Origin of the sequence: Paraburkholderia lebeckiae (assembly GCF_014201005.1) — a bacterium.
GTDB classification, from domain to species: Bacteria; Pseudomonadota; Gammaproteobacteria; order Burkholderiales; family Burkholderiaceae; genus Paraburkholderia; species Paraburkholderia tuberum.
In genome coordinates this window covers 25,795-49,886 of sequence record NZ_JACHDK010000032.1, presented here as the reverse complement: position 1 = coordinate 49,886, position 24,092 = coordinate 25,795, and the positions used below count along the sequence as shown (strand labels likewise).

The window sequence follows — 24,092 nt, the reverse complement described above, 5'->3', positions numbered from 1 at the left end:
TCGCCTGTCGATTTCAGAACCTGAGAGGTAATCATGCTTGCACCGACCGAACGTATCGAACACGACCTTCTCGGCGATCTCGCCGTGCCCGCGACCGCGTACTACGGCGTACACACGCTGCGCGCGCTGCAAAACTTTCCCATCACGGGTATTCCGATCTCCGTGTATCCGAACCTCGTCAACGCACTGGCGAGCGTGAAACAAGCCGCCGCGCTCGCGAATTACGATCTCGGCCTGTTGAGCGCAGTGAAGATGCAGGCCATCGTGCACGCATGCAGGCAAGTGCGCTCAGGCACCGCGCACGAGCATTTCGTCGTCGACGTGATTCAGGGCGGCGCGGGCACGTCGACCAACATGAACGCGAACGAGGTCATCGCCAATCTCGCGCTCGAACATCTCGGGCAACAGCGCGGCGAATATGCGGTTCTCCATCCGAACGAGGACGTGAATCTCGGCCAGAGCACCAACGACGTCTATCCGACCGCGCTCAAGATCGCCGCATACGCGGGCATCATGCAACTGGTCGACGCGATGGGCGTGTTGCGCGCATCGTTCGAACGCAAGGCGGTGGAATTCGGCAACGACCTGAAGATGGGCCGCACGCAGCTTCAGGACGCCGTACCGATGACGCTCGGCCAGGAGTTCAGCACCTTCGCTGTGATGCTCGGCGAAGACGAAGAGCGGCTGAAGGAAGCGGCCCAGCTCATCTGCGAGATCAATCTCGGCGCGACGGCGATCGGCACCGGCATCAATACACATCCGGAATACGCGCAGCTTGCATGCAGGCACTTGAGCGAAATAACCGGTATCGCGTTGACCACGTCGCCTAATCTGATCGAAGCGACGCAGGATGTCGGTTCGTTCGTGCAGCTCTCCGGCGTACTGAAGCGCGTCGCCGTAAAACTCTCCAAGACCTGCAACGATCTTCGCCTGCTTTCGAGCGGTCCTCGCGCGGGCCTCGGCGAAATCAACCTGCCGCCGGTGCAGGCGGGTTCGAGCATCATGCCGGGCAAGGTGAATCCGGTGATTCCGGAGGTCGTCAACCAGATCGCGTTCGAAGTCATCGGCAACGATGTGACGGTGAGCTTCGCCGCCGAAGCGGGGCAGCTCCAGCTCAACGCGTTCGAGCCGATCATCGCGCACAGCCTGTTCAAGAGCGTCGCCCATTTACGCGCAGGGTGCCTCACGCTCGCGTCGAAATGCGTCGACGGCATTACCGCGAATCGCGAGCGGCTGCGCGCGATCGTCGAGAGCTCGATCGGCATCGTGACCGCGCTGAACCCGTACATCGGCTATACGCACTCGACCGAAGTCGCGAAGGAAGCGCTTGCGTCGGGCAAAAGCGTCGCGCAGATCGTGATCGACAAAGGGCTGTTGAGTCAGGCGCAGCTCGACGAGATTCTTCAACCCGCCATGCTGACGCAACCAAGAAAGATGTCGTCGGCGGCGTGAGCGACGAAGGTTGTTCCGGTCACAGGTCGCGTGCATACGCACGCGACTCTTTTAAACGATGGAGGAGAGCAAGATGAACGGCAACACGATCGATAGAAAAGCAAGGCGGCTGTGCGGTTCGGCGGCACTGCTGATCGCGGCACTTGCCGCGGGTACCTGCGCACAGGCTGCCGACGCGCCATCGCAACAGGCCAACGCCGTCACGGCAACGCCGCGTGTTCTGGTGCTGGCCACCGGCGGCACGATCTCGGGAACGGCCGATCCCCGTTCGGCGATCGGCTACAACTCGGGCAACGTGAAGGGGCAGGAACTGGTGCGCGGCGTGCCGGGCATCGAGAAGCTCGCGAGCATCAGCGCGGAGCAGATCTCGAACGTCGGCTCGCAGGACATGAACGACAGGATCTGGTTGCAGCTTGCGCGGCGGATCGACGAGGTCTTCGAGCGGAACGAGGCCGACGCCATCGTGATTACGCACGGCACCGATACGATCGAGGAAACGGCGTTCTTCCTGAGCAACGTGCTGCGCTCCGACAAGCCGGTGGTGCTGGTCGGCTCGATGCGACCGGGCGGTTCCGCGAGCGCCGACGGCCCCGGCAATCTGTACGAAGCCGTCGAAGTGGCGGCGAGCCCGCAGTCGAGTGGCCGAAGCGTGATGGTCGTGATGAACGACCAGATTCACGCGCCGCGCTGGATCACCAAGACCAATACCACGGCGGTACAGGCGTTCGCGTCGCCGAATGCCGGCGCGATCGGTTATGTCGATCCGGCCAGCGTGCGCTTCGTGATGCCGGCGGTGCAATCGAGGCGCGCTGCGCTGAGCCTGCCCGCGAGTGGGCAATTGCCGCGCGTCGATATCGTCTACGCGCATAGCAACATGGATGGCCGCCAGATCGATCATGCGATCGCCGATGGCGCGAAGGGCATCGTCGTCGCCGGCGAAGGCGATGGTGACATGTCGAAGGAAGCCCTCGCGGCGCTCGACCGCGCGGCGGCAAAAGGCATCGTGGTGGTTCGCTCGACGCGCCTGGTGTCGGGGTTCGTGAACCGCAACGTCGAGGTGGACGACGACAAGCGCGGTTTCGTCGCATCGCTCGATCTGAATCCGCAGAAGGCGCGATTGCTGACGCAATTGCTGGTGGCCAACGGCGTGACCGATCCCGTCAAGGTACAGCAGGCATTTCGCGGGACGTGGTGACGGGTTGGGGGCGCCGCCGGTCAGGGGCGCTGCCGCTTATAAGGCCGCGCGTAATGCCTCGTCGGCAACGGCAAGACGCAACGCAATGGTCTTCACGAGAAACCGATGCAACTGTTGCGCTGTCGCCGGATCCTGCTGTTCGAGTTCGAGCAGCCGGGAGATCGACAGGCGGTACACGCGCGTCGGTGCCTCGGCAATCACATCCGCGCTGCGCTGTTGCTGCGTGTACACCGCCATTTCCCCCACGACCGTGCCCGGGCCGAACGAGCGCAGACGCGCCGAGCGGCCGTCGGCGAGCGGCAGCGAGATCGCGACACGTCCTTGCTCGACGAAATACAGCGCGTCGCCCGGCTCGCGATGACGAAACAGCGCCTGCCCCGAAAGCAGATCCTGCACCTCCAGACACGCGATCAAGCCGTTCAACGCGCCGGCCGTGAAATGCGGCTCGAGCATCGCCCGCAAATCGCCGCCATGCGCGATCGCGAGCGAGTTCGACGCGAGCAGTTTGTCTTCGATCCATTCGAGACCCGCATCGAGCGTATCGAATTCATGAATCTTCAGATTGAGCGTGCCGGTCTTCACGAGCAGATCGCGCGAGCGCGGCGGCAGCGCTGTCAACACGAGGTCCACGCTTCTTGCGGCGCAGAGCTGCCTGAGTTTGACGAAGCTGATGGATACGGATGCATCCATGCCATGTGTCGCCGCAAAGTCGAGCACGACGAAGCGGACCTGCGACGGATTCCCGGCGCCGAATCGCTCGCGAAGGCGCTGCAGAATCGAATTGGCCGTGCCGAAGAACAGAAACCCTTGCAGGCACATTCCGCATACCTGGGGGCCGATTGCGCGCAGAGCCTGGGTGTCTTCGATGCTGCGCTCGACATTCGAGGTCCGCGCGCGCAGGTCGAACTCCATGCGTATGCAGCCGACCCGACCGTAGAGCAGCGTGAACATCACACATGCTGCAACGACGCCCACCCCTACGCCGACGATCACGCCATACGCCGCGATAGTGCCGAGAATCACGGGCACGAGCAGATACTCATACCAGTTGAGCTTGGTCCAGGCGCCCGCGAGCCAATGCACGAGCAAGCGCAGCCCCATGAAGAGCTGAAGGCCGACCAGCACCGGCACCGGAAAGAGCGCCACGATGCCCGGCGAAGTGGCGAGCACGACCACACACGCCAGCGAGGCGAACACGCCCGCCACCCGGCTCGTCGCGCCCACCCGCGCGTTGAGCATCGAGCGGTTGAACGACTGGTAGCCGACCATGCCGCCCAGCAGTCCGCTCGCGAGATTGGCGAGGCCGGCGGCGCGCATTTCGCGATTGAGGTCGACGTCCTCCCCGGTGGCCGCGCCGATCGCCGTCGAATTCATCAGGATCGTCACGGCCGACACCGAGGTCACCACCAGACTCTCGGGAAGATGCGCGCCGACCGCCGACCAGTCGATGCCGCCCCGTCCGAGACTCGCGGCCAGGTGCAACTCCGGCAGCCCGGATAGGTGTAGCTTGACGCGCGGCAGCAGCAGACCCATGCCGCGCGCGTCGTCGATCGAAACTCCGGCAACCTGCAACAGAACGTAGAAAAGCACGACGCCGAAGGCCAGCGTGAGCGGCAGCGCGGCAATGTGCTGCCACGTGCGCATCAATACCGTGGCCAGCACGCCGACGACCAGCGCCGGAACCCATGTGAGCCAGTGAAGGTGCGCGAGCAACGCGAGCGTGTGCCACTGCAGCGGCTGGCCCGTCAGCACGCGGAACGCCCCGGCGAGCAGCAGGTAGCCCGTGCCTGCGAGAAATCCGCCGAGCACCGGATAGGGCAGGAACTGCAACGAGCGGCTGCGCTTCGACGAGCCGATCGCATAGAGCACGATGCCCGTCATGAGCGAACAGAGCGCGATGGCGATCAGCACAGTGAGGATCAGCGTCTGCGGTGAACCGCCGTCCGCGCGCACGCTGCTGGCCACCCCCGCCGCCACGCCGGCGAGAAAGGCGGCGGCGTTGCTGTCGGGACCGCCAATATTGACGCGCATCGAACTCGTCAGGGCGATCACGAGCGCCGTGACGACGCAGCTCACGAGCGCGGTGGGCACGCCCAGCATCGCGTAGCGGGCAAGATCGGCGCTAAAGATCATCGTGCCGAGGCTCATCGCATAGCACAGCATGACGAGCGCCGAAACGGCGCCCGCCGCCACGTCGCCTGGCAGACCCGCCAAACGCGAGCGCAGCGGGATCTCGGAGACGGAAACGGTCTTGCCCGGCTTCACGTGGATTCCCGGTCGAATGCAAGGGCGCCGTGGGGCGCGCCAGCCAGTATCCTGCGCGGCTCGAACGGCTGTCAAACGCGATGCAGCGTGCTTATCGGACACCTACACTGGTTATTCATCGGCCCCGTACCTGGCGAGCTCCATGCAAAGGCCGTGCAACTCCGGGCCGTTCACGCCAGCGGCCGGCACGCGCGCTATTCGTCTGAGCTTTTGCCCGCGGGGCCACGCATCGGAGGCGGGGCGACGAACATGGATATCGAGAAATGGCTGCGGGACCTCGGGCTCGAGCAGTACGCCCACGCGTTCGCGGCAAACGACATCGACATGTCGCTGGTCGGGCAGCTGACCGACGTCGACCTGAAAGAGCTGGGGGTACAGTCGCTCGGCCACCGTAAACGCATTCTGGCCGCGGCGGCAGGCGCGCTAACGGCGGCCGCGCCGCTACCGCCCCGGACGTTCGCCGACAACGACGTGCCCGCGGACGAGCGCAGGCAGGTCACGATTCTGTTCGCCGATCTCTGCGGCTACACGACGCTGTCGCGCTCGCTCGATCCCGAAGACTTGCGCGCGCTGATCGGACGCTACACGGCGCTGGTCGACGGGATCGTGCTCGCCTATGGCGGCACGATCGACAAGCACATCGGCGACGCGGTGATGGCGCTGTTCGGCGCGCCCCGCTCGCACGAGACGGACACGCTGCGCGCCGCCCGTGCCGCTCTCGACATTCACGACGGCCTGGCGCGGCTGGCCGCGCAGACCGGGCGGCCGTTGCAGGCGCATATCGGCATTGCGAGTGGCGAGGTCATCGCGGGCGCGCTGGGCCGCGCCGACGCGCAGGACTACACCGTGCATGGCGATCCGGTGAACCTGGCCGCCCGGCTCGTGGCAGCCGCGGCCGCCGGCGAAACCTGGATATCCGACGACGCGGCGCGCACGCTCGGCGACGCCGCCAGTTGCGAAGCAATCGGCGAGCGGCGCTTCAAGGGCATCGACACGCCGGTGCGGGCATGGCGGCTCGTCGCGCTTGGCAGCGAGCCCGTCAGGACGAGCCGCAGCCGCTTCGTCGGACGCGAAGCCGAGCTCGAACAGTTTCACGGCATCCTTCACGCGTGCATGGCAAGGCGCGCAGGGCATGTCGTTCATGTGCGAGGCGAAGCCGGGATCGGCAAGACGCGGCTCGTCGACGAGATGCGCCGCCATGCGCAGGCACAGGGCTTCACGCTCCATCGGAGCCTCGTGCTCGATTTCGGCGTCGGCAAGGGCCAGGATCCGGTGCGGACCATCATTGGAAGCCTGCTCGGCTTACCGGCCGGTGCATCGAGTGAAGCGCGGCAGGCCGCCGCCGCGCAGGTCGCGACCCAAGGTATCGTCAAGGCCGAGCAGATCGTGTTTCTGTACGACTTCCTCGACCTCCCGCAGGCCGCCGAATGGCAAACCATCTACGAGGCCATGGACCACGGCGCGCGCAAGCGCGGCAAGCAGGCGCTCGCCGTGAGGCTGACCGAGGACGCTTGCGCCCATGCGGCGACGCTCATCGTCGTCGAAGACCTGCATTGGGCCGATTCCGAAGTCATCGGCTACCTGTCGGCGTTCGCGTCAGGCATTGCCGACGGCACAGGCCTGCTGGTCACGACTTCGCGCGTGGAAGGCGATCCGATCGATGCAGGCTGGCGCGCACGTTGCCGCGACACCCCGTTCGCCACGATCGATCTCGGACCGCTTCGCAAGGACGAGGCTTTGAGCCTGGCGGGCAATTTCATCGATGCGACCCAGCGCGTCGCGCTCGCCTGCATCGAGCGCGCGGGCGGCAACCCGTTGTTTCTCGAACAACTGCTGCGCAACGCTGAAGAAGGCAGCGGCGGCAACGTGCCCGCGTCGATCCGCAGTCTCGTGCTCGCGCGGATGGACCGGCTCGCGCCCCGTGACCGCCTGGCGTTCCAGGCGGCCGCCGTGATCGGCCAGCGTTTCGACCTCGCGCTGCTGCGACAGCTGGTGGACGATCCAGGCTACGTCTGCGACGGCCTGCTCGTCAATGCACTCGTGCTGCCGGAAGGCGAGGACTTCCTGTTCGCCCACGCGTTGATCCAGGAGAGCGCCTACTCGACGTTGTTGCGCGCGCGCCGCCGTGAACTTCATCTGCGCGCGGCCGAATGGTTCGCACAGAGCGATGTCACGCTGCACGCCCAGCATCTCGACCGCGCCGAAGACGAGCACGCGCCGCACGCCTACCTGGGCGCGGCGGCCGCGCAGCGTGCCGCCCATCGTTTCGAAGCCGCGCTGCGGCTGGCCGAGCGCGGCATCGAAATCGCGCAGTCGGACGCGGACCGCCATGCACTGAGCTGCTGCAAGGGCGAACTTCAGCGCGACCTGGGCGACATCGCAGGATCGATCCTGACGTATCGCACCGCACTCGCCGCCGCGGCCGACGACGCCGCCCGTTGCGACTGCCAACTCGGGCTCGCGGAAGGTCTGCGTGTCAGCGAGGGGCTCGACGAAGCACTCGGCTTACTCGCGCAAGCGCAAAAGATCGCAGAGCGAGACAACCGGCTGACCGAGCTTGCAAGCCTCCACTATCTGCGCGGCAACATTCTCTTTCCGCTCGGCAAGATCGACGCTTGCAGCGCCGAGCATGAGCGCGGTCTTGGCTACGCGCGGCGCCTCGGTCTGCCCGAGGCAGAGGCTCGCGCGCTCGGCGGCCTGGCGGATGCGGCGTATGCGCAGGGGCGCATGCGGACCGCGTTCCATCATTTCAGCGAATGCGTAGCGATGAGCCGCGAACACGGGTTCGGCCGCATCGAGGTTGCCAATCTGTCGATGCAGGGCTTCAGCCGCATTTATCTGAACGACGCAAGTCAGGCTCGCGAGGACGCAATCGCCGCCGCCCGCGCCGCCGAGTTGATCGGGCAGCCTCGCGCCCAATTGCTGGGGGAGACGCTGGGGGTGTTCGCCTGCCAGGAACTGGGCGATGCGCAGGCGGCCAGCAAGCATCTGGTGCAGGAAATGCGTGTGATCCGGCAATTGGGTGCGCGCCGCTTCGAAGCGCAGAATCTGGAGATGCAGGGTCGCCTGTTACTGGACGAAGGATGCCGTAGTGAAGCGGTGAAGGCGCTGCGCGAAGCACTCGCCATCTCACGCGAGGTAGGGACTCAGTTTTCCGGGCCAAAGGCCTTGAGCGCACTGAGCCGTGCGGTTGACGACGAAGACGAGCGTACGCGGCTACTGGCTGAAGGCGAGGCGCTGTTGCGCCTCGGCGCGGTCGGCCACAATCACCTGTGGTTTTACCGCGACGCCGTCGAAGCGATGCTGGGGGCGGGCGATCCCGCTGGCATGCTGCACTACGTGGACGCACTCGAGGCCTATACACAGCGCGAACCGTTGCCGTGGTCCGAGCTTTTCGCGGCGCGTGGCCGTGCGCTTGCACTCGCGCTTCAGGCGCCGCTCAGCGAAGCCACGCGACATGAACTCCTGCGACTGCGAGAGGCGCTGCAGCAGGCCGGCTTTCGCAATTACGTGAGCGCCGTCGAAGCGGCCCTTGCGGCTTGAGGCACGCGCGTAGCCGATCCTCAGCGTGGCGCGGAATCGTCGTCGGGCGGGTCCTTGTGGACGACCTCCATGTCGATGGTGCGGGCGTCGTCGCCATACGCGACCGTCTGCCGGCGCAACGCGCGCATCTTCCACCACAGATACCCGACGACGATCGTGCCGACCGCGAACAGCACGGCGAACAGCACGATCGACAGCATCGCGGCCACCACGAACAGGATCGCGCTCAGGGCGACGGCCAGCAACCGGCCGAACCAGCCGGGGCCGCCGATCCGGATCCCTTTCTCATATGTCACCCGCCGCGGCGGCGGTCTGTCGTTTTGCATCGCTCGTCTCCCGGCCGCCGTCCGGCGGATGATGCGGGTAAATCCTCATGCGTGGTCATTATGCAGGATGCGAACCGCTAACGTCGTCGGCGCGGCTCAGCGTATAGTCGACTGACGTCGTTAAGAAGCCCGCGCGTTGGCTCGTTTAACTTCGGTAGTAAGTTGCCGCTCGCGAAGGCTGACAGGCGTGGTGTTTAGCGTGCAGGCCTTCTCTGTCTACCCGGTTGCACACTGCCAGGGCACGTTATGAAATCCGCCGGTTTTCAGTTACCTCGGTTGCCCGCGTGATCATGCGGCGCCTGCATCTGCTCGAAATCGAAGACCAGCCGTGGTGCCCACGGGCGATCCGTGACGGCGGGACGGACTGGCTGCATTTCCTGGCGAATACCCTCAAGGGCTTCAACGTCATCGCGGACAAGCTGCGCGAAGCGATGCGGCGGGTCGGCAACGACCGGATCGTCGATCTGTGTTCGGGCGGGGGCGGCCCGTGGCAGACGCTTGCACCGTTGCTCGCGCAGTCCGGACGCGTGACGGTGCAGCTGACCGACTTCTATCCCAATCGCGCCGCGTACGAGCGCGTATCCGCCGGGGCAACCGGCCGCGTCGCCTATGTGAGCGAACCGGTGGACGCGACGGACGTGCCATCGAGATTCGACGGCGTGCGCACGATGTTCAACGCTTTCCACCATTTCCGGCCGGACGATGCGCGGGCGATCCTCGCCGACGCGGTGACGAAGCGCCGCGCGATCGTCATCGTCGAAGGTGCCGACCACCGGCTGCTCGGTGTCGTGTTCATCCTGCTGATGCCGCTGATGATGCTCGCGCTGACTCCGCTGATCCGACCGTTTCGCTGGTCGCGACTAGCGCTCACTTATGTGCTGCCCGCTATCCCGCTGCTGTGTCTGTTCGACGGCATCGTGTCGATGCTGCGCATCTACAACCCCGACGAATTGCGTGAGATGGTGGCGAGTATCCCGGACCAGCAGAGCTTCGAATGGGACATCGGCACACTGCCGGTGCACGGTTCGCCGATCGGTCTGACCTACCTTGTGGGCGTTCCGCGGGGACGCGCCGGCTGAACGCAAGCGGGCGCCGTCGGCAGCGGCGGGCCGATCACTTGCCGGCCAGATGGTCAGGTGTCTGGTTGCTGCCCGCCGGCAGTTCGCCCATCGCGTGAAACAGCGTCGCCGTATCGGCCAGGCGCCGGCCGATCAGGCGGATTTCTTCGAGCCTCGCTGCTTCGTACTGCTGCTCGCCGCCGCGGGCGGATGCAGCGGGCAGCGCGCCGAGCCGGTGACGTGACGTGGTATCGTCGAACGCCTCGCGTGCCTCACGGGCAGCGCCGCTCGCGGCGTCGAGCGCCTGCGCGTCGTGTTCGAGCGACGCAAGCGTGTCCGCGACGTTTTCGAACGCCGCCAGCACGGTCTGCTTGTACTCGAACACGGCGGCCTCGTAGGCGTCGATTGCCGCGCGCCGCTGCGCGACGAGCGCGCCGCCATGAAAAAGCGCTTGCGACATCGTCGCGGCGATGCTCCAGATCGCGCCTGCGCCCGACAGCGCGAGCGGCCAGTTGAACCCCCCTTGTCCCATCGAAGCGTTCAGCGTCAGGCTCGGAAACAGCTGTGCCGTCGCGACGCCGACGTCGTCTGCCGCGGCTCTCAGCGCCGACTCGGCGGCCGCGATATCGGGCCGCGCGCGCAACAGGTCCGATGGCAGCACGACCGGCAGGTCCCGCGGCAAGTGCAGGCTCGCCAGCTCGGGCTCGGGCGGCGCCGCGTCGGGCGTGCGGCCGAGCAGCACCGCAAGCGCATGTCTCGTCACGGTCAGCCGTTGCCGCAGATCGGCCCCGCTGACCTCGAGCGCGGCGATGCTTTGCCGGGCAGTCGACACGTCGACGCGCGTCAGCGATCCGAGTTCGTAATGCCGTTCGGTATCGTGAGCCTGATCGCCCGCAAGCGCGATCAATCGCTCGGTCGCGTCGATCTCGGCGCGCAACATCGCCGCCGCGATCGTCGCCGTGACGATGTTGGTGGCCAGTGCGCGGCGCGCGGCTTCGCGTTGATATGCGTCGATCTCGACACGCGCTGATCGGGCCGCGTTGGCTTTACGCACCGCGCCGAACAGGTCGAACGTATATTGCGCCTGGACTACGCCGATGAACTCGTTGTAAAGCAGCGTGTTCGGGCCGCCGGGGACCGGAATGCCGAGATCGCGCCCGCGCGAGGCCTGCCCCACCAGATCGACCGACGGCAGCAGCGAGGCGCCGATCTGCGCCCGCAGTTGTTCGTGCGCGGCGGCCAGGTGCCTGTCGGCGGCAGCGAGGGTTGGGCTGTTGCGCAAACCTTCTTCGACGAGGTCATTCAACGCTGTCGATTCGAACAGCCGCCACCATTGCGGCACAGGCTGCGCGCCGGTGCTGAAGTGCTGCGCGACACCGAGCGCGGCGACCGTTTGCGCGGGCTGAGGCTCGACGCCGTAATGGGCGGGAGAGGGCATCGCGGGCGGCTCGCCGCCCGGACCGAACGAGCATGCGCCTAGCGCGATCGTCGCGGCCGCGCCGAACGCCGCGCGCCAACCGTGGATCGCCGCTGCCCGCGCTCGACCCGGCGCGCCGGCGAAATGCGGCACGCTCGCGAGCGCCGGCCCGTCGACGGGGTTGCAGTCTGTGCCCACGATCAGCTCCACGTAGATTCGATTGTCGGGGTCGCGGTTCGCACACCGCGTTCGAAGTGCCGCACCTTGAACGCGGTCGCGTACAGCGCGGGAACGAAGAACAGCGTCAGCACGGTGGCGCCCGTGATGCCGCCCATCAGTGCGGTCGCCATCGGTCCGAAGAAGGCCGATTGCAGCAGCGGGATCAGCGCGAGCACGGCCGCCGCGGCGGTCAGCATGATCGGGCGGAAGCGCCGGACCGTGGCACCGACGATCGCATCGAAGCGCCCCTGGCCCGCGGCGATATTGCGTTCGATCTGATCGACCAGAATCACTGAGTTGCGCATGATGATGCCGGACATCGCAATGACGCCGAGCATCGCCACGAAGCCGAACGGCTTGCCGAACAGCAGCAGTGCGGCGACCACGCCGATGAGCCCCAGCGGCGCGGTGAGCAAGACCATCAGCACGCGCGCGAAGCTGCGCAGTTGAATCATCAGCAGCGTCAGCACCACGACGAGCATCAGCGGAAGCTGCGCGATCACCGACGCCTGCGCCTTGCCGCTGATCTCGCCGGCGCCGCCGGTCTCGATCCGGTAGCCGATCGGCAGCGACGCGCGTAGCGGCGCGAGCGTGCGATCGATCGCCTGGGTCACGTCGATATCCAACGCGTTGCCGCGCACGTCGGCCTGGACCGTGATCGTCGGTTGACGGTCGCGGTCCCAGATCACCGCGTATTCGAGTTCGTTGTTCAGGTGGGCGAGCGCACCGAGCGGCACCGGGCCGTTCGGCGTCGGCATCGCGAGGTTCACGATCTCGTCGGGGTCGACCCGCTCGCGCTGGGGCGCGCGCAGATCGACGCTGATCAAGCGGTCGCGGACCCGGTACTGCGTGAACGTATAGCCCGACAGCGTCATTGCGAGGAAGCTCGCCACGTCTTCCGAGGTGACGCCGAGCTCGCGCGCCTTCTGCTGGTCGATCTCGAAGCGCACCGAGCGTTCGCCGGGTTCGTCCCAGTCGAAATGGACGCCCGTTGTGCGGGCATCGGCTTTCATCGTAGCCGCGACCTTTTCCGCGATCTCCCGCACGGTGGCGAGGTCGCTTCCGCTGACGCGAAACTGCACCGGATAGCCGACCGAGGGGCCCGTCTGGAGCGGCGAAACGCGCGCGCGCACGGCGGGAAAGCTGTTTTGCAGCGTGCTCGCGAGCCAGCGTTCGAGCTTTGCGCGGTCGTCGACGGACTTCGCGGTGATCACGAGCTGGGCGAAGTTGGGCTGGGGCAACTGCACGTCGAGCGGCAGATAGAAGCGCGGTGCGCCCGCGCCGACGAAGTCGACCAGATGATCGATCTCGGGCCGGCCGGCCAGCGTCTTTTCGAGGCGCGCGGCTTCGCGCAGCGTCGCTTCGAACGACGCGCCTTCGGGCAGCCGCATGTCGACGAGCAGTTCGGGCCGCTCGGAGCTCGGGAAGAACTGTTGCGGCACGAGCGCGAAGCCGGCCAACGCGGCAACGAACAAGGCGGCCGTGACGCCGAGCACGACGAGGCGCCGCTTCACGCACCACGCGATGCAGTCGCGCAGACGGTCATGAAAGCGGCTGGCGCGCGGCGCCGCGACCGGGGTCCGGCGCGTCTGCGCGTCGTCGCGCCGGCGGAGCTTGCGAAGCGCGCGCCGAGGCGTCTCGCGTGCGGTCGTGTCCTTGCGTTCGGGTAGCAGGTGATAGCCGAGCAACGGAATCAGCATGACCGCCGCGAACCACGAAGCGATCAGCGCAATCGCGGACACCTGAAAGATCGAGCGCGTGTATTCGCCGGTGGCCGATTTTGCCAGCGCGATCGGCAGGAATCCCGCCACCGTGACGAGGGTTCCCGTCAGCATCGGAAATGCGGTACTGCTGTAGGCGAACGCCGCGGCCCTCGCGCGGCCCCAGCCCTGCTCGAGCTTCACGGCCATCATCTCGACCGCGATGATCGCATCGTCGACGAGCAGGCCCAGCGCGAGGACCAGCGTGCCGAGCGAGATCTTGTGCAGGCCGATGTCGAAGCCGTTCATGCATAGCGCGGTGACCGCGAGCACGACCGGGATCGAGATCGCCACCACCACGCCGGCGCGCCAGCCCAGTGAGATGAGGCTCACGGCCAGCACGATCACGATGGCTTCGGCGGCGGCCCGCAGAAAGCCGTTGACCGAATGCGAGACCGCGTGCGGCATGCTCGACACCTCGACGAGTTCGAGCCCCGCGGGCAGACGCGCACGCAATTCCGCTGTCTGCGCATCGAGCCGCTTGCCGAGCTGAATCACATCGCCGCCAGCCTGCATCGTGATGCCGATGGCGAGCACCGCACGGCCGTCGGTGCGAACCTGCGAGACCGGCGGATCGTCGTAGCCGCGCCTGATCGTGGCAATGTCACCGAGACGAACCAGGCGGTGATTGATGTCGATCAACGTGTCGGCCATCGCCTTCAGGTCGGTGAACTGGCCGCTCGGACGCACGTACACGCGGTCGAACGCGGTGGTCAGCGTGCCGCTCGGCGTGACCGCGTTTTGCGCGTTGATCGCCCGCGCGAGCTGTTGCGGCGTGATACTGAGCCGCGTCAATTGCGCGTTGGGAATCTCGATCGTGATGTGCTCGTCGGGGTCGCCGAAATAATCGACTTTTGCGACCCCGGGCACGCGCAGCAGCACGCCGCGCAGTTCGTCGGCATAGTCGTGCAATTGCGCCGGCGAGAATCCGTCGCCGGCGAGCGTATAGATGTTCGTGTAGACGTCGCCGAACTCGTCGTCGAAGTACGGCCCCCGCACGCCGGGTGGAAGCGTATCCGCGATGTCGGCCATCTTCTTGCGTACCTGGTACCACGTCTCGCGCACTTCGTTCACCGGCGCGGAGTCTTTCATCGTGAAGACGATCAGCGATTCGCCGGGACGCGAGTAGCTGCGCAGATAGTCGAGATGAGGCGTTTCCTGCAGCTTGCGGCCGATCCGGTCGGTCACCTGCTCCTCGACCTGGCGTGCGGTCGCGCCGGGCCAGAAGGTCCGGATCACCATCGCTCGGAACGTGAACGGCGGGTCCTCGGATTGTCCGAGCCGGGAATAGGCGAGCACACCGAACAGCGTCGCGAGCACGACGGCGAAGATGACGAGCGCCTGGTTACGGATCGCCCACGCGGACAGATTGAAGCGGCCGGTATCGTCCGCTGCCGGCCGCCGCGGTCCGCCCGCTCCACCGGGTCCGCCCGCTCCGTCGGGCCCCTGGCCGAACGGCGCTCTCATGATGCGAAGTCCTCGGGATGCAACGGCGCTACCGCGCGCACGGTTTCGCCGGCGCTGACGGTATGCACCCCTTGCAGCACGACGCGCTCGCCGTCGGTGAGGCCTCGCGCGACCGAGATCGTGCGGTCGTCGTAGCGGCCAACCTGGACCCGGCGCAGTTCCAGCGCTTGGTCGCCCGGCCGAACGACCCAGACGGCCGGCGCGTTGCCGTCGTGAAAGAGCGCGCTGGCGGGCAGCGTGATCGGGTCGTCCGCTTGCGCCTCGCCGGCCGCGGCGAACGTGACGGTGGCCGTCATGCCGAGGCGGACCTCGGGGCCTGGCGCATCGAGCGTCAGTTTCGCGCGATAGGTGCGGCTGCCGGGGTCCGCGGCCGGCGACAGCTCCCGCACGTGTGCCGTGAAGCGTCTGCCCGTGGCGGCCGGCAGCGAGACGCTGGCCGCGCTGCCGATCGCCAGCGCGTTCAGCAGACTCTCGGGCACGTCGCACAGAATATCGACCTCGCCGGACCAGGCGAGATGGTAGACCGCTTGTCCCGCCGCGACGTTCTGCCCGGTATCGGCGTCTTCGGCGGTGATGACGCCGGCATGGTCCGCCGTGAGGACCGTGTACTGCGTCTGATTCTTCAGCAGCGCGAACTGTTGAAGCGCCTGATCGCGCTGCGCGGCGGCCGCCACATACGCATCCTGGGTCTGCTCGAGCTGCGCTGTCGAGATCAACTGTTCCTGCGCCTGCGCCCGGTCGCGATCGAGTTGCTGCTCGGCGAAGGTGAGCCGATGCTGCGCCGCCATCAATTGGGCTTGCGCGCTCGCGAGGCTGCGTTGCGCGTCGTCGGCATCGAGCCGCGCGATCGCCTGGCCGGCCGTGACCGTATCGCCGAGCCGCACCTTCCGCTCGATCAGCTTGCCCGCGATGCGAAACGACAGCGGCGTCGCATAGCGTGCGTTGACTTCGCCCGGCAGCGTCGCGAGCACGGGCTTGCTGTCCCGATGCACGACCACGGCGATGACCGGGCGCGGCAGCGTCACCTCGGCTTCTTTCGCGTGACAGGCGGCGAGCGTGAGCGCGCCCGACAGCGTCAGCATGATCTCGCGCCAGCGCTTGCTCACGAGTGTTCCTCCAACTCGCCGGCTTCGAACTGTGCCTTGGTCCGGCGGCGCTGCACCTTGCCGCTCGAGGTCCGCGGCAAGCTGCCCGCCTGCACGATCGCAACGTGACCGACCTGCAGGCCCGCGCATTCGGCGACCTTATGCGCGATCGCACGCCGCAGCGCCGTGGCCTCCGCCGGCTTGCCCTCGGCACAGACGACCAGTGTCTCGTCGCCGTCGCGCATCACGCTGAACGCGATGACACCGCGGCTTTGCACGCTCGGCAACTCGGCCACCGCCCATTCGATGTCCTGCGGATAGAGGTTCGAGCCGTGAATGACGATCAGGTCCTTGCTGCGGCCGCAGATATACAGCTGGTCGCCGGCGAGGTAGCCGAGATCGCCGGTCTGCAGCCAGCCGTCGCGGTACGCGTCGGCGCTCGCGTCGGCCTGGCCGTAATAGCCCACGGTGATGCTGGGCCCGCGCGTGACGATTTCGCCGACGCAGCGTTCGGGCAACGCGCGCCCGGATTCGTCGACGATCCGCAACTCGTGGCCGGGAAAGCAATGGCCGCAGCCGACCAGTTCGATCGTCCGTAAGCCGTTATCACGCGCAGCCGGTATCGCTCGACCAAGCCCCAGCGCGGCCGCATAGACGACGTCGGTGACGAGCGGCTGGCCGTGGTCGTGAAACGTGATCGCGAGGGTTGCTTCGGCCATCCCGTAGCACGGCAGCAGCGCTTCGGCACGAAAACCGGCCGGCTCGAAGCGCGCGCAGAACTGGCGCAGCGCTTGCGCGTTGATCGGCTCGGCACCGCAGCCGGCGACGCGCAGTCGCCGCAGATCGAGGCCTTCGAGGTCCTGGTCGCGGGTACGGCGAGCGGCGAGCGCGTACGCGAAGTTCGGCGCGAAGCTGATGGTGCCGCGGTATTTCGTGATCGCCTCCATCCAGAGGCCGGGCCGGCGCACGAACGCTTCGGTTGCCAGCAGCACGCACGGCAAGTCGCAGATCAGCGCGCCGAGCACGCTGATGAGCCCCATGTCGTGGTGCAGCGGCAGCCAGCTGACATAGACGTCCTGCTCGCGCAGATCGATGCCGCGGGGTCCGAGGAACGCTGTCGCATTCGCGACCAGATTGCGATGCGTGACCATCACGCCTTTCGGCAGCGACGTGCTGCCCGACGTGTATTGCAGGAAGCACAGGTCATCGGGACGCAGCGTGGGCAAATCGCACGCGGGCGGCTCGCCGTCGAGCAGCGCTTCAATGGTCACGATACGTTCGAGGCCGGTGTCGACGGCGAGCACGTCCTCGATGGTCTCTCTTGTCGAGTTCGACGTGAGCAGCATCCGGGCGCCTGCCGAGCGCACGATGTGACTGACGGTTTCGGCGTAACGTGTGCGGGTCCTGAAGTTCAGGCTTCCGCGCGGAAATATCGGTACCGGGACGAGACCGGCGAACGAGGCGCCGAGGAAGCTCAGGATGAACGCTTCCGGATCGAGGACCACGAGCGCGACGCGGTCGCCCTTGTTCAGCCCCAGTGCCACGAGCTTTTTCGCGTGGTTGCGCGCCTCGCGTTCGAGCGCCTCGTAAGGATAGTAGTGCTCGTCGCCGTGCGTGGAGACGAAGCGAAGGCCTCGAGCGTCGCCGCGCGGCAGCGCTGCAACGGCATCGACTAGCGTCTGGTTCATGGTGACGGGTCCCCGGTCAATTAATCGAGATTCAGCGATCGAGCGAAGCAACGGGCGTCCAGTCGCGGATCGGCTGCAGACGGCGACGCAGCAGCGCGATCACCTCGTCGTCGCTGCGCACCGGCGCGCCCGGCAAGCGCACGAAATGCGTGGCGAGCTTGCGGTGCTGGCGCGTGACGAGCAGCAGCCAGATCTGCGCGATGTCGATGCGATCGAACACGGCCGCGTCCTCGCGACCGTACTTCTCGAGGTTCGCTGCGAATTCCTTCGTGAGCTCGCTGAAGTGCGTGCCTTTGCGGACGTGGTGGTAGATGTGATAACCGGCGTTGAAGACGCGCGCATTGAAACGCAAGTCGATCGTATTGGTACTGCTCGTGTACGGGTTGTCAGGCTGATCGGGGTCGATGAACGCGTGCTGGACCCAGTTCCCGATCATCATCATCAGCCGCACGAACACGAACGGAAACACGAACACGACGAGCGTCGCCCGCAGGTTCCAGTACGCGGCGGCGGCAACCGCCGCGTAGAACGCGACCTCACCCACGAGCAGTTGCCTGATCAGCTTCGTATTGCGCGAGCGCCACAGATAGACGGACAGATCGAGCGGCACCAGCGCGGCGAAGCGCAGGTAGTAGTGCAGAAAGCCGATGACGCTATCGCGCTGAAACCGCATCGTGGAGCTCAGGTCGCGTGGCAGGTTGTCGTCGATGTGATGCATGCCCATGTGATGGACATAGAACGTCCCCGGCGTCTGACCGAAGAACGGACACAGCACCCAGTCGAGCAGGATCTCGAGCGCGCGGTACTGCTTCCTGAAGAGCCGCCGATGCAGCGTGCAGTGGTAGCTCATCGTGAAACGGTCGCCGAACGCGTTCCAGACGACCACGTATGCAACGCCCAGCCACCAGGGAAAGCGGCCGAGCCCAAACAGCACGGCTGCGGCGGGAATGAATATCAGCGCGCACTGGAGGTAGAGCCGCAGATGCGGCAGGTCGCGACGATCGTTGAGCAGGCGGTACATGGTGGTTTCCTTCAGGGGCGGTTTCAATGGTCAGCGGGCGGTCAATTCATGTCAGGTCGGCTCGGGCAGTTCGATCACGCCGCTATGGCCATCGACCTTGAGCTGCATGCCCGACTGCACGCGCGTGGTGAGGCCCGGAATCTGGACGACGGTCGGGATGCCGATTTCGCGGGCGACGATCGCGGCGTGGGTCAACGGACTGCCACGCTCGATCAGCAGCCCGGTCGCCGACGCGAATACCGGAACCCAGCCGGGGTCGGTCCGATAGGTGACGAGGATGCCGCCGTCGAACTCGTTCGCTTCGCGCACGACCTTCGCCCGTCCTTCGGCGAAGCCCGGCGAGCAGGGCGTGCCGCGCAGCGTCGCGCCGGCCGCGTGGGCAGGCGCCGCGCGCAACGCGGCGAGGTTCGCCGGGTTGCTGAGCCAGGTCGCCACCGGGCCATGCGTGACGAAGCGTGGCGGCAGGTCAGCCATGTCGCGATAGCTGGCATCGTCGCGCTTGCGCTGCTCGATGAGCGGGCGCAGTTCGCGGTGGGAGACGGTGCCTTCGAAGCACCCGCGAATTTCCTCGAGGCGCAGATGGAAGATGTCGCGGCCCGTCGCCAGCACGCCGTCGGCGGCGAGACCCTCGCCGATTGCGCGGAACATCCGGCGCGCGACCCCGAACGCGCGCGAACGGCAAAAGCGCACGGTCTCGCGCGCCCGGATCGCGGCGCGCACGCGGCCGCGCGCGCGTGCAAAAATCCAGCGCTGTAGCGGATTGAGCCGCTCACGCAGCAACGCGTCGATGCGCGCTTCGGTGGCGCTGCGATCGATCGACGCGGCACCATGCGCGAGCGTGGCCTTCAACATATCGAACAGCACGCCCGGGTCTTCGCGCAGATCGGGCTCTTCGAGCTTCAGTTCGTTGTTGCTGCGGTACGCGAAGTCGGCGAGGTAGCGCTCGACGTCGGCGACGATCTCGGGCGCGCCGCATCCGCGCAGCGCCGCATACGCAACGGCAGACGGCGTGTTGCGGATCAGCGCTTCGACCTGAGGCTTCGCCCGCACGGCTTGCGCAAGCGCGGTCAGCCTGCGGACCGGCTCGATCGACTCGATGTCGTCCATGCCGCCGATCACCGCCACTTCGAGCCAGTCGGGCGCACCGGGCATCCACCGCTTGATCAGCCGCCGGACGACGCCGTAACTGAGACCGATCGCCGATTCGAGCACGATCATCATGCCCCAGCGTGCTAGCAGCGCCTGCTCGAAGCGGCAGTAGTGGGCATAGACGGCGTCGGCAGGAAGCGAGCGATAGTCGAGCGCGTTGAACTCGTCGTAGACCGGATAGAAAAACGCGCGGAAGCGCTCGACGTTGCGCTCGAGACGCGCGAAGTGCCACGCGAACTTCGTGCCGCTCAAGGCCCGGATGCAGGCGAGTCCGGCGCGCGAGCCGGTCTTGTACGGCGCGATCAGCGCGGCGAAGCTCGCCAGATCGAGCGGCTCGTCGACGCCCATCTGGACTTCCATCATCTTGCGTCCGAGGTCCTGGAACGGCGCAAGCCCGGAAAGCTTGTACCAGTGCAGCAGGTTGTAGTACATGCGCCCGTTCAGGAACGCGAGCGTCGAGCCGAGGAAGCCATCCATCTCGCGCCGCTGCTTGTGCGGAATCGCGAGCAGCCGGCAGAACTCGCGGAACACCTGCGCATAGACGTGCTGCGCGAAGGTGAAGGTCAGCTGCGTCGTCACGCCGGGATAGTTCTCGACGATGTTGGAGTTGTCCCACAGCTGAAATTCGCCGGTCCGCGATGGGGCCGGTGCGATCGGCGTGGTCACCGGGCGCGCCTGCAGAATCCACAGCTGGTGCTCCGCGATACACCATTCGATATCGAGCGGCTCGCCGAGCTCGCTTTCGAGCGTGCGCGCCGCCGCCACGACGCGCTCGATCTCGTCGCTAGAGAGGGCCGCTGCGTCGCGCAGCGCGGCCGGCACCTCGCGGATGTGGCGGCCGTCATGACGCTCGCGTTTTTCACCGATCACCACCTGCCTGGGCTGTCCGGTGTGGCGGTCCACGGTGATCGTGTCGGCGTCGACCGCGCCCGACACGAGTCCCTCGCCGAGCCCGTAGACGGCGCTCAGCACGAGCTCGTCGCGGTTGCCGTTGGCCGGGTTGATCGTGAACACGACGCCGCTCGTGTCCGCCTGAACGAGGCGCTGCAGGATCACGGCCATTCCGGCGCCGGCGATATCGAGTCCGTGCTGATGCCGGTAGCGCAGCGAGCGCTCGGAATACGCGGAAGCCCAGCACCGGCGTACGTGTTCGAGCGTCGAGTCGAGCCCGCGGACGTCGAGGAACGTGTCGAACTGGCCTGCGAACGAGAAGCTCGCGCTGTCTTCTTCGATGCCGGACGAGCGCACCGCGAGCGGTCCGTCTCCAATGATGTCGTGCGCGCGTGCGATGTCGGCGCGCAACGCGGCGCTGACGTCGCACGTCAGCACGGCCTCGCGGATCGCGCTCGCGATCGCGGCGGCGTTCTCAGGCGTGAAGTCGCGCAATAGCGCGGCGATGGTCTGATCGAGGCCGCCGTCGCGGCGGAACTCCGCGAAGCAGTCGGTGCCGAGAATCGCCCAGTGCGGCACCGCCACGCCGAGGTTCGCAAGCCGATGGAGCGATCGTCCCTTGTTGCCGGCGAGCCGCCCGATCGTTTCGGCCGGACTCGCCGCGGTCAGGATCAGGCGTGGCGATGCTGTCGGGGCGGCGCGGCTTTCGGCCGATTCGAATTCGCCGCGTGCGCGCGTAGTGGTGTCGAAAGTCATTGAGGTCCCCGTGGCTCAGGTGCTCGACGAAGCGAGCAGGTCTCTTGCTTCCTCGGCTGTACCGCGCCCGCCGTGAGCGGTCTGCGGGAAGCGCGCGTGCAGATGCGCGCCGAGGTTGATCCAGTCGTAGGCGGCGTGGATCGTTCCGCGCCAGCCCGACGCCGTATCGAAGCTCGCCGGAAACTGCGGGTCGCCGCCGAGGTCGCGCAGACGCTGCGCGAGTTCATCGGCGAGCGCGACGTAACGCTGTGCATCGCGAGCCGATCCGATCGAACACTGTTCGAGTTCGCGGATGCCGTCGATCAGCGCCGCATCGAGAGGTAGCAGCCGGATCGCGTCGAGCGTCGCTTCTTCCATCGTCGACTGCGGCGTCACGCCATGCGCGCCGAGCGTGACCATGCAGGCGGTCTGCATCATCCGTTGCAGCGCGTACTCGAGCACCTTCCATTGGCCGCGCTGGAGTGCGCCCTGGGCATCCTCTCGCGCGTTCTCGAGACCGATGTTGGCCCAGATCATCTCGAGACCCGCTTCGGCGAAGCGCCCGGCGGGCATCGGCAGCAACTGGGCACCGCTCGCGCGGCCGCCCGCGAGGCGCGCGCCGTCGATCGAAATCAACGGCGCGCGCGACACCGGCGTCGACGTCGCCTGCTGACGTGCGTGGATTTCTCCGCTGCCCTTCCAGCGCAGGCTGACGAGACCCAGCCGGCTGAAGTCCGCGATCAGCGCGCGCTGCCGGCTCGCCGCTTGCGCGTCGCCACGGCTGGCGATGGCCGTGCATGGCGTGTCGAAGGTGATCGCTCGCCAGGCCTGGGCCGCATCGTCGTCGAGCGCAAAGACGTCGCTACCTCGCAGCACGTGGACCCGTTCGCCGATCTGCCAGGTCGTCGTGTCCTTGCCGGGGCCAATCAGCACGTTGTCGGCCATGAGGCTCACACCGTTGACGCCGAACTCGCGGATCAGCGCGACCCCCGCCGCGAGGAACCCGCTTTCGGCGCCATGCTCGCGCGGCGCGTGCAGCAGGCTCCACAGACGGCCGACGCGGCCGGCGTCGACGGCCGCGCGTTCGAGTTGCAGCGACAGCCATTTCGGGCTCATGTAGCACTCGCCAAGGCGCGCCACGTGACTCTTCGCCGCATGAAACGCGGCGGTCCTGATCCAGGCGCGTGCGTAGTCGGGCTCGCCGAGCGCGAACATCGCCACCGCATAACGGCCGGTCTGACGCGCGAAATCCTCGAACCAGAGCGCCACCGCCTCGCAGAGCGCCTCGCGGCCAAGCTCCGCTTGCAGCGACTCGATCAACGCCGGGTTGTCGATCGGCAGCGCGCCGATAAAGCGCTGGCACCGTTCGAGCAGATTCCACGACATGCGCGCGACCGCGCGCCGGCCTTTGCCGAGCGCTGCGCGAACCTGCGCGAGTTCGCGGCGCAGCCGCGCCGGACTCAGCAACCTGACCTCGACGCGGTGGCCGTCGATGAACAGGATGTACGGCATCGTGGCTGGCTCTACCCCGCTATCGACGATCGCGACGAAGTCGACGTCGGAGCGCTCGTTGCCAAAGCCTTCGGCGATCGAGCCTTCGAGAAACACGGCGCTCGGTGCCCGCTGTTCGAACTGGGCGCCGAGCGCGTCCCGCGCTTTTTGCCAGAGCTCGGCGAGCATCGGATCAGTCATCAACATGGTTAGGCTCCCTGAGCGTCAAGCCGTGCGCGGCACGAAGTAGCCCGCCGCGATCCCGTAACGAAAGATCCTGCGCAGCAGCGTTTTGCCCGTCGCCCGAGGCAGGGCCGGCAGGATCGCGGCGGTCGCGTCGCGTGCAAAGCGCACCTGGCGCGTCAGGTACGACTCGTACAGTTTCACGACCTCGTCGTAGTAACGCCGCTCGAGCGGTTTCATCGCGGCGGCGTCGAAGACATGCCGCGGCACATAGCGAGGCACGTGAAACGAGGGAAACTCCGCGCAGACGTCGTTGATTTCGCGCAGCGTGGTCGGCGTGCCCGAGGTCAGATGCAGCGTGCGTCCGCGCACGAGCGGAAACTTCGCCAGCGCTTCGACGACGCAGTCCGCGACCCAGTCGATCGGCACGATGTTCAGCGTCGCGCCGTAGTCGCCCGGCATCGTGCGCACGAGTCCCGCGGCCGTCAGGCGCACGACGGTGTACAGCGTGTCGAACTTGCGGATCACGCCGCTTGCCGAGTCGCCGACGATGATCGACGGGCGCAGCACCGCCGCCGGCAGACCGCTGCGCATCGCCGCTCGCACCGACTGTTCCGCGCGGTACTTGCTCTGCTCATACGGGTTGCCCAGACGCTGACCGAGTTCGAGATCGTCCTCGCTGAACACGCCGGGGCGCTCGCCGCAGACATAGGCGGTGCTCACGTAGAGCAGCGGAATCGGCGCGTCGCCGCTACCTTGCGCGAACTCGACGATGCGCTCGGTGCCGCGAAAGTTGATCGCGTCGTAGACCTCGGGCTTGCGCCCGAAGCTGGTTAGCGCGGCACAGTGGACGATCGCGCCCGTTGCCGCGCGCAGTGCCTCGTAGGTGTGTGGATCGAGCCGTAGCCGGGGCTCGGCGACGTCGCCCCGCACACATGCGAAGGTTCCGGCAGCGGGTGTGTGGCCGCCGTACGGTGTCGCCGCGAGCGGTGTGCCGTCGTTGCGGACAACCGGTCCATCGGAGCGCAAGAATGCGACGACCGGGTACCCCATTGCCGTCAGCCGGGCGATCACTTCGGCGCCCAACAGACCTCGCGCACCGGTGACGAGAACGTGCTTATCCATCGTGGGTGACCATCCAGGGTTG

At 66.8% G+C, this 24,092-nt stretch carries 14 protein-coding genes; 4 read left to right on the top strand and 10 right to left on the bottom strand.

Going from position 1 to position 24,092, the window contains the following annotated elements; translation table 11 throughout:
• Window positions 1-33: 33 nt before the first annotated feature.
• Both aspA and HDG39_RS31950 read left to right on the top strand, forming a co-directional pair.
• Window positions 34-1,452: an aspartate ammonia-lyase gene (gene aspA / locus HDG39_RS31955; RefSeq protein ID WP_184011891.1), complete on the top strand. Its 1,419-nt coding sequence runs from the start codon at window positions 34-36 to the stop codon at window positions 1,450-1,452.
• Between the two features lie 73 nt (window positions 1,453-1,525).
• Complete coding sequence (locus HDG39_RS31950; RefSeq protein ID WP_184011889.1) at window positions 1,526-2,647, top strand: asparaginase; 1,122 nt, start codon at window positions 1,526-1,528, stop codon at window positions 2,645-2,647.
• A 36-nt stretch (window positions 2,648-2,683) separates the two neighbouring features.
• Here the strand turns inward: HDG39_RS31950 and HDG39_RS31945 are convergent, their stop codons facing one another.
• The gene (locus HDG39_RS31945; RefSeq protein WP_184011887.1) at window positions 2,684-4,912 is read right to left on the bottom strand and encodes a SulP family inorganic anion transporter; all 2,229 of its coding nucleotides are present in this window, start codon (window positions 4,910-4,912) and stop codon (window positions 2,684-2,686) included.
• A 249-nt stretch (window positions 4,913-5,161) separates the two neighbouring features.
• Here HDG39_RS31945 and HDG39_RS31940 point away from each other — a divergent pair, with 249 nt between their 5' ends.
• Window positions 5,162-8,455, top strand: coding sequence for an adenylate/guanylate cyclase domain-containing protein (locus HDG39_RS31940; RefSeq protein WP_184011885.1), 3,294 nt, complete (start codon window positions 5,162-5,164; stop codon window positions 8,453-8,455).
• A gap of 20 nt (window positions 8,456-8,475) precedes the next feature.
• On the opposite strand, the gene HDG39_RS31935 is transcribed toward HDG39_RS31940, so the two are convergent.
• On the bottom strand, window positions 8,476-8,781 hold the full coding sequence (locus tag HDG39_RS31935; protein ID WP_184011883.1) for a hypothetical protein: 306 nt from the start codon (window positions 8,779-8,781) through the stop codon (window positions 8,476-8,478).
• A 290-nt stretch (window positions 8,782-9,071) separates the two neighbouring features.
• On the opposite strand from HDG39_RS31935, the gene HDG39_RS31930 reads away from it, so the two are divergent.
• Window positions 9,072-9,860 (top strand): class I SAM-dependent methyltransferase, encoded by a 789-nt coding sequence (locus HDG39_RS31930; RefSeq protein WP_260328415.1) that lies wholly within the window; start codon window positions 9,072-9,074, stop codon window positions 9,858-9,860.
• A gap of 34 nt (window positions 9,861-9,894) precedes the next feature.
• Here HDG39_RS31930 and HDG39_RS31925 read toward each other — a convergent pair whose 3' ends face one another.
• Genes HDG39_RS31925 through HDG39_RS31890 form a run of 8 tightly spaced genes read right to left on the bottom strand, consistent with a single transcriptional unit; the run spans window position 9,895 to window position 24,070 of the window.
• On the bottom strand, window positions 9,895-11,454 hold the full coding sequence (locus tag HDG39_RS31925) for an efflux transporter outer membrane subunit (RefSeq protein WP_409259229.1): 1,560 nt from the start codon (window positions 11,452-11,454) through the stop codon (window positions 9,895-9,897).
• Window positions 11,455-11,456: 2 nt separating this feature from the next.
• Window positions 11,457-14,702, bottom strand: a complete 3,246-nt coding sequence (locus HDG39_RS31920; RefSeq protein WP_260328414.1) for an efflux RND transporter permease subunit — start codon at window positions 14,700-14,702, stop codon at window positions 11,457-11,459.
• Entirely contained in the window at window positions 14,699-15,784 is a 1,086-nt protein-coding gene (locus HDG39_RS31915) for an efflux RND transporter periplasmic adaptor subunit (protein WP_184011914.1), read from the bottom strand. The genes HDG39_RS31920 and HDG39_RS31915 overlap by 4 nt, the downstream gene beginning before the upstream one ends.
• A gap of 20 nt (window positions 15,785-15,804) precedes the next feature.
• Entirely contained in the window at window positions 15,805-17,475 is a 1,671-nt protein-coding gene (locus tag HDG39_RS31910; protein ID WP_184011879.1) for a fatty acyl-AMP ligase, read from the bottom strand.
• 31 nt (window positions 17,476-17,506) lie between these two features.
• Window positions 17,507-18,496, bottom strand: coding sequence for a fatty acid desaturase (locus HDG39_RS31905; RefSeq protein ID WP_184011877.1), 990 nt, complete (start codon window positions 18,494-18,496; stop codon window positions 17,507-17,509).
• Window positions 18,497-18,547: 51 nt separating this feature from the next.
• Entirely contained in the window at window positions 18,548-21,292 is a 2,745-nt protein-coding gene (locus tag HDG39_RS31900; protein WP_184011875.1) for a phosphoenolpyruvate synthase, read from the bottom strand.
• Window positions 21,293-21,307: 15 nt separating this feature from the next.
• Window positions 21,308-22,969 (bottom strand): nucleotidyltransferase domain-containing protein, encoded by a 1,662-nt coding sequence (locus tag HDG39_RS31895; RefSeq protein ID WP_184011873.1) that lies wholly within the window; start codon window positions 22,967-22,969, stop codon window positions 21,308-21,310.
• Window positions 22,970-22,987: 18 nt separating this feature from the next.
• On the bottom strand, window positions 22,988-24,070 hold the full coding sequence (locus HDG39_RS31890; protein ID WP_184011871.1) for an SDR family oxidoreductase: 1,083 nt from the start codon (window positions 24,068-24,070) through the stop codon (window positions 22,988-22,990).
• Window positions 24,071-24,092: the final 22 nt, after the last annotated feature.

Excerpts from the sequence above, each read along its gene's own strand:
- aspA (WP_184011891.1), top strand. The coding sequence starts at position 34 with ATGCTTGCACCGACCGAACGTATCGAACACGACCTTCTCGGCGATCTC.
- HDG39_RS31950 (WP_184011889.1), top strand. The coding sequence starts at position 1,526 with ATGAACGGCAACACGATCGATAGAAAAGCAAGGCGGCTGTGCGGTTCG.
- HDG39_RS31940 (WP_184011885.1), top strand. The coding sequence starts at position 5,162 with ATGGATATCGAGAAATGGCTGCGGGACCTCGGGCTCGAGCAGTACGCC.
- HDG39_RS31935 (WP_184011883.1), bottom strand. The coding sequence starts at position 8,781 with ATGCAAAACGACAGACCGCCGCCGCGGCGGGTGACATATGAGAAAGGG.
- HDG39_RS31930 (WP_260328415.1), top strand. The coding sequence starts at position 9,072 with ATGCGGCGCCTGCATCTGCTCGAAATCGAAGACCAGCCGTGGTGCCCA.
- HDG39_RS31920 (WP_260328414.1), bottom strand. The coding sequence starts at position 14,702 with ATGAGAGCGCCGTTCGGCCAGGGGCCCGACGGAGCGGGCGGACCCGGT.
- HDG39_RS31915 (WP_184011914.1), bottom strand. The coding sequence starts at position 15,784 with ATGCTGACGCTGTCGGGCGCGCTCACGCTCGCCGCCTGTCACGCGAAA.
- HDG39_RS31910 (WP_184011879.1), bottom strand. The coding sequence starts at position 17,475 with ATGAACCAGACGCTAGTCGATGCCGTTGCAGCGCTGCCGCGCGGCGAC.
- HDG39_RS31905 (WP_184011877.1), bottom strand. The coding sequence starts at position 18,496 with ATGTACCGCCTGCTCAACGATCGTCGCGACCTGCCGCATCTGCGGCTC.
- HDG39_RS31900 (WP_184011875.1), bottom strand. The coding sequence starts at position 21,292 with ATGACTTTCGACACCACTACGCGCGCACGCGGCGAATTCGAATCGGCC.
- HDG39_RS31895 (WP_184011873.1), bottom strand. The coding sequence starts at position 22,969 with ATGTTGATGACTGATCCGATGCTCGCCGAGCTCTGGCAAAAAGCGCGG.
- HDG39_RS31890 (WP_184011871.1), bottom strand. The coding sequence starts at position 24,070 with ATGGATAAGCACGTTCTCGTCACCGGTGCGCGAGGTCTGTTGGGCGCC.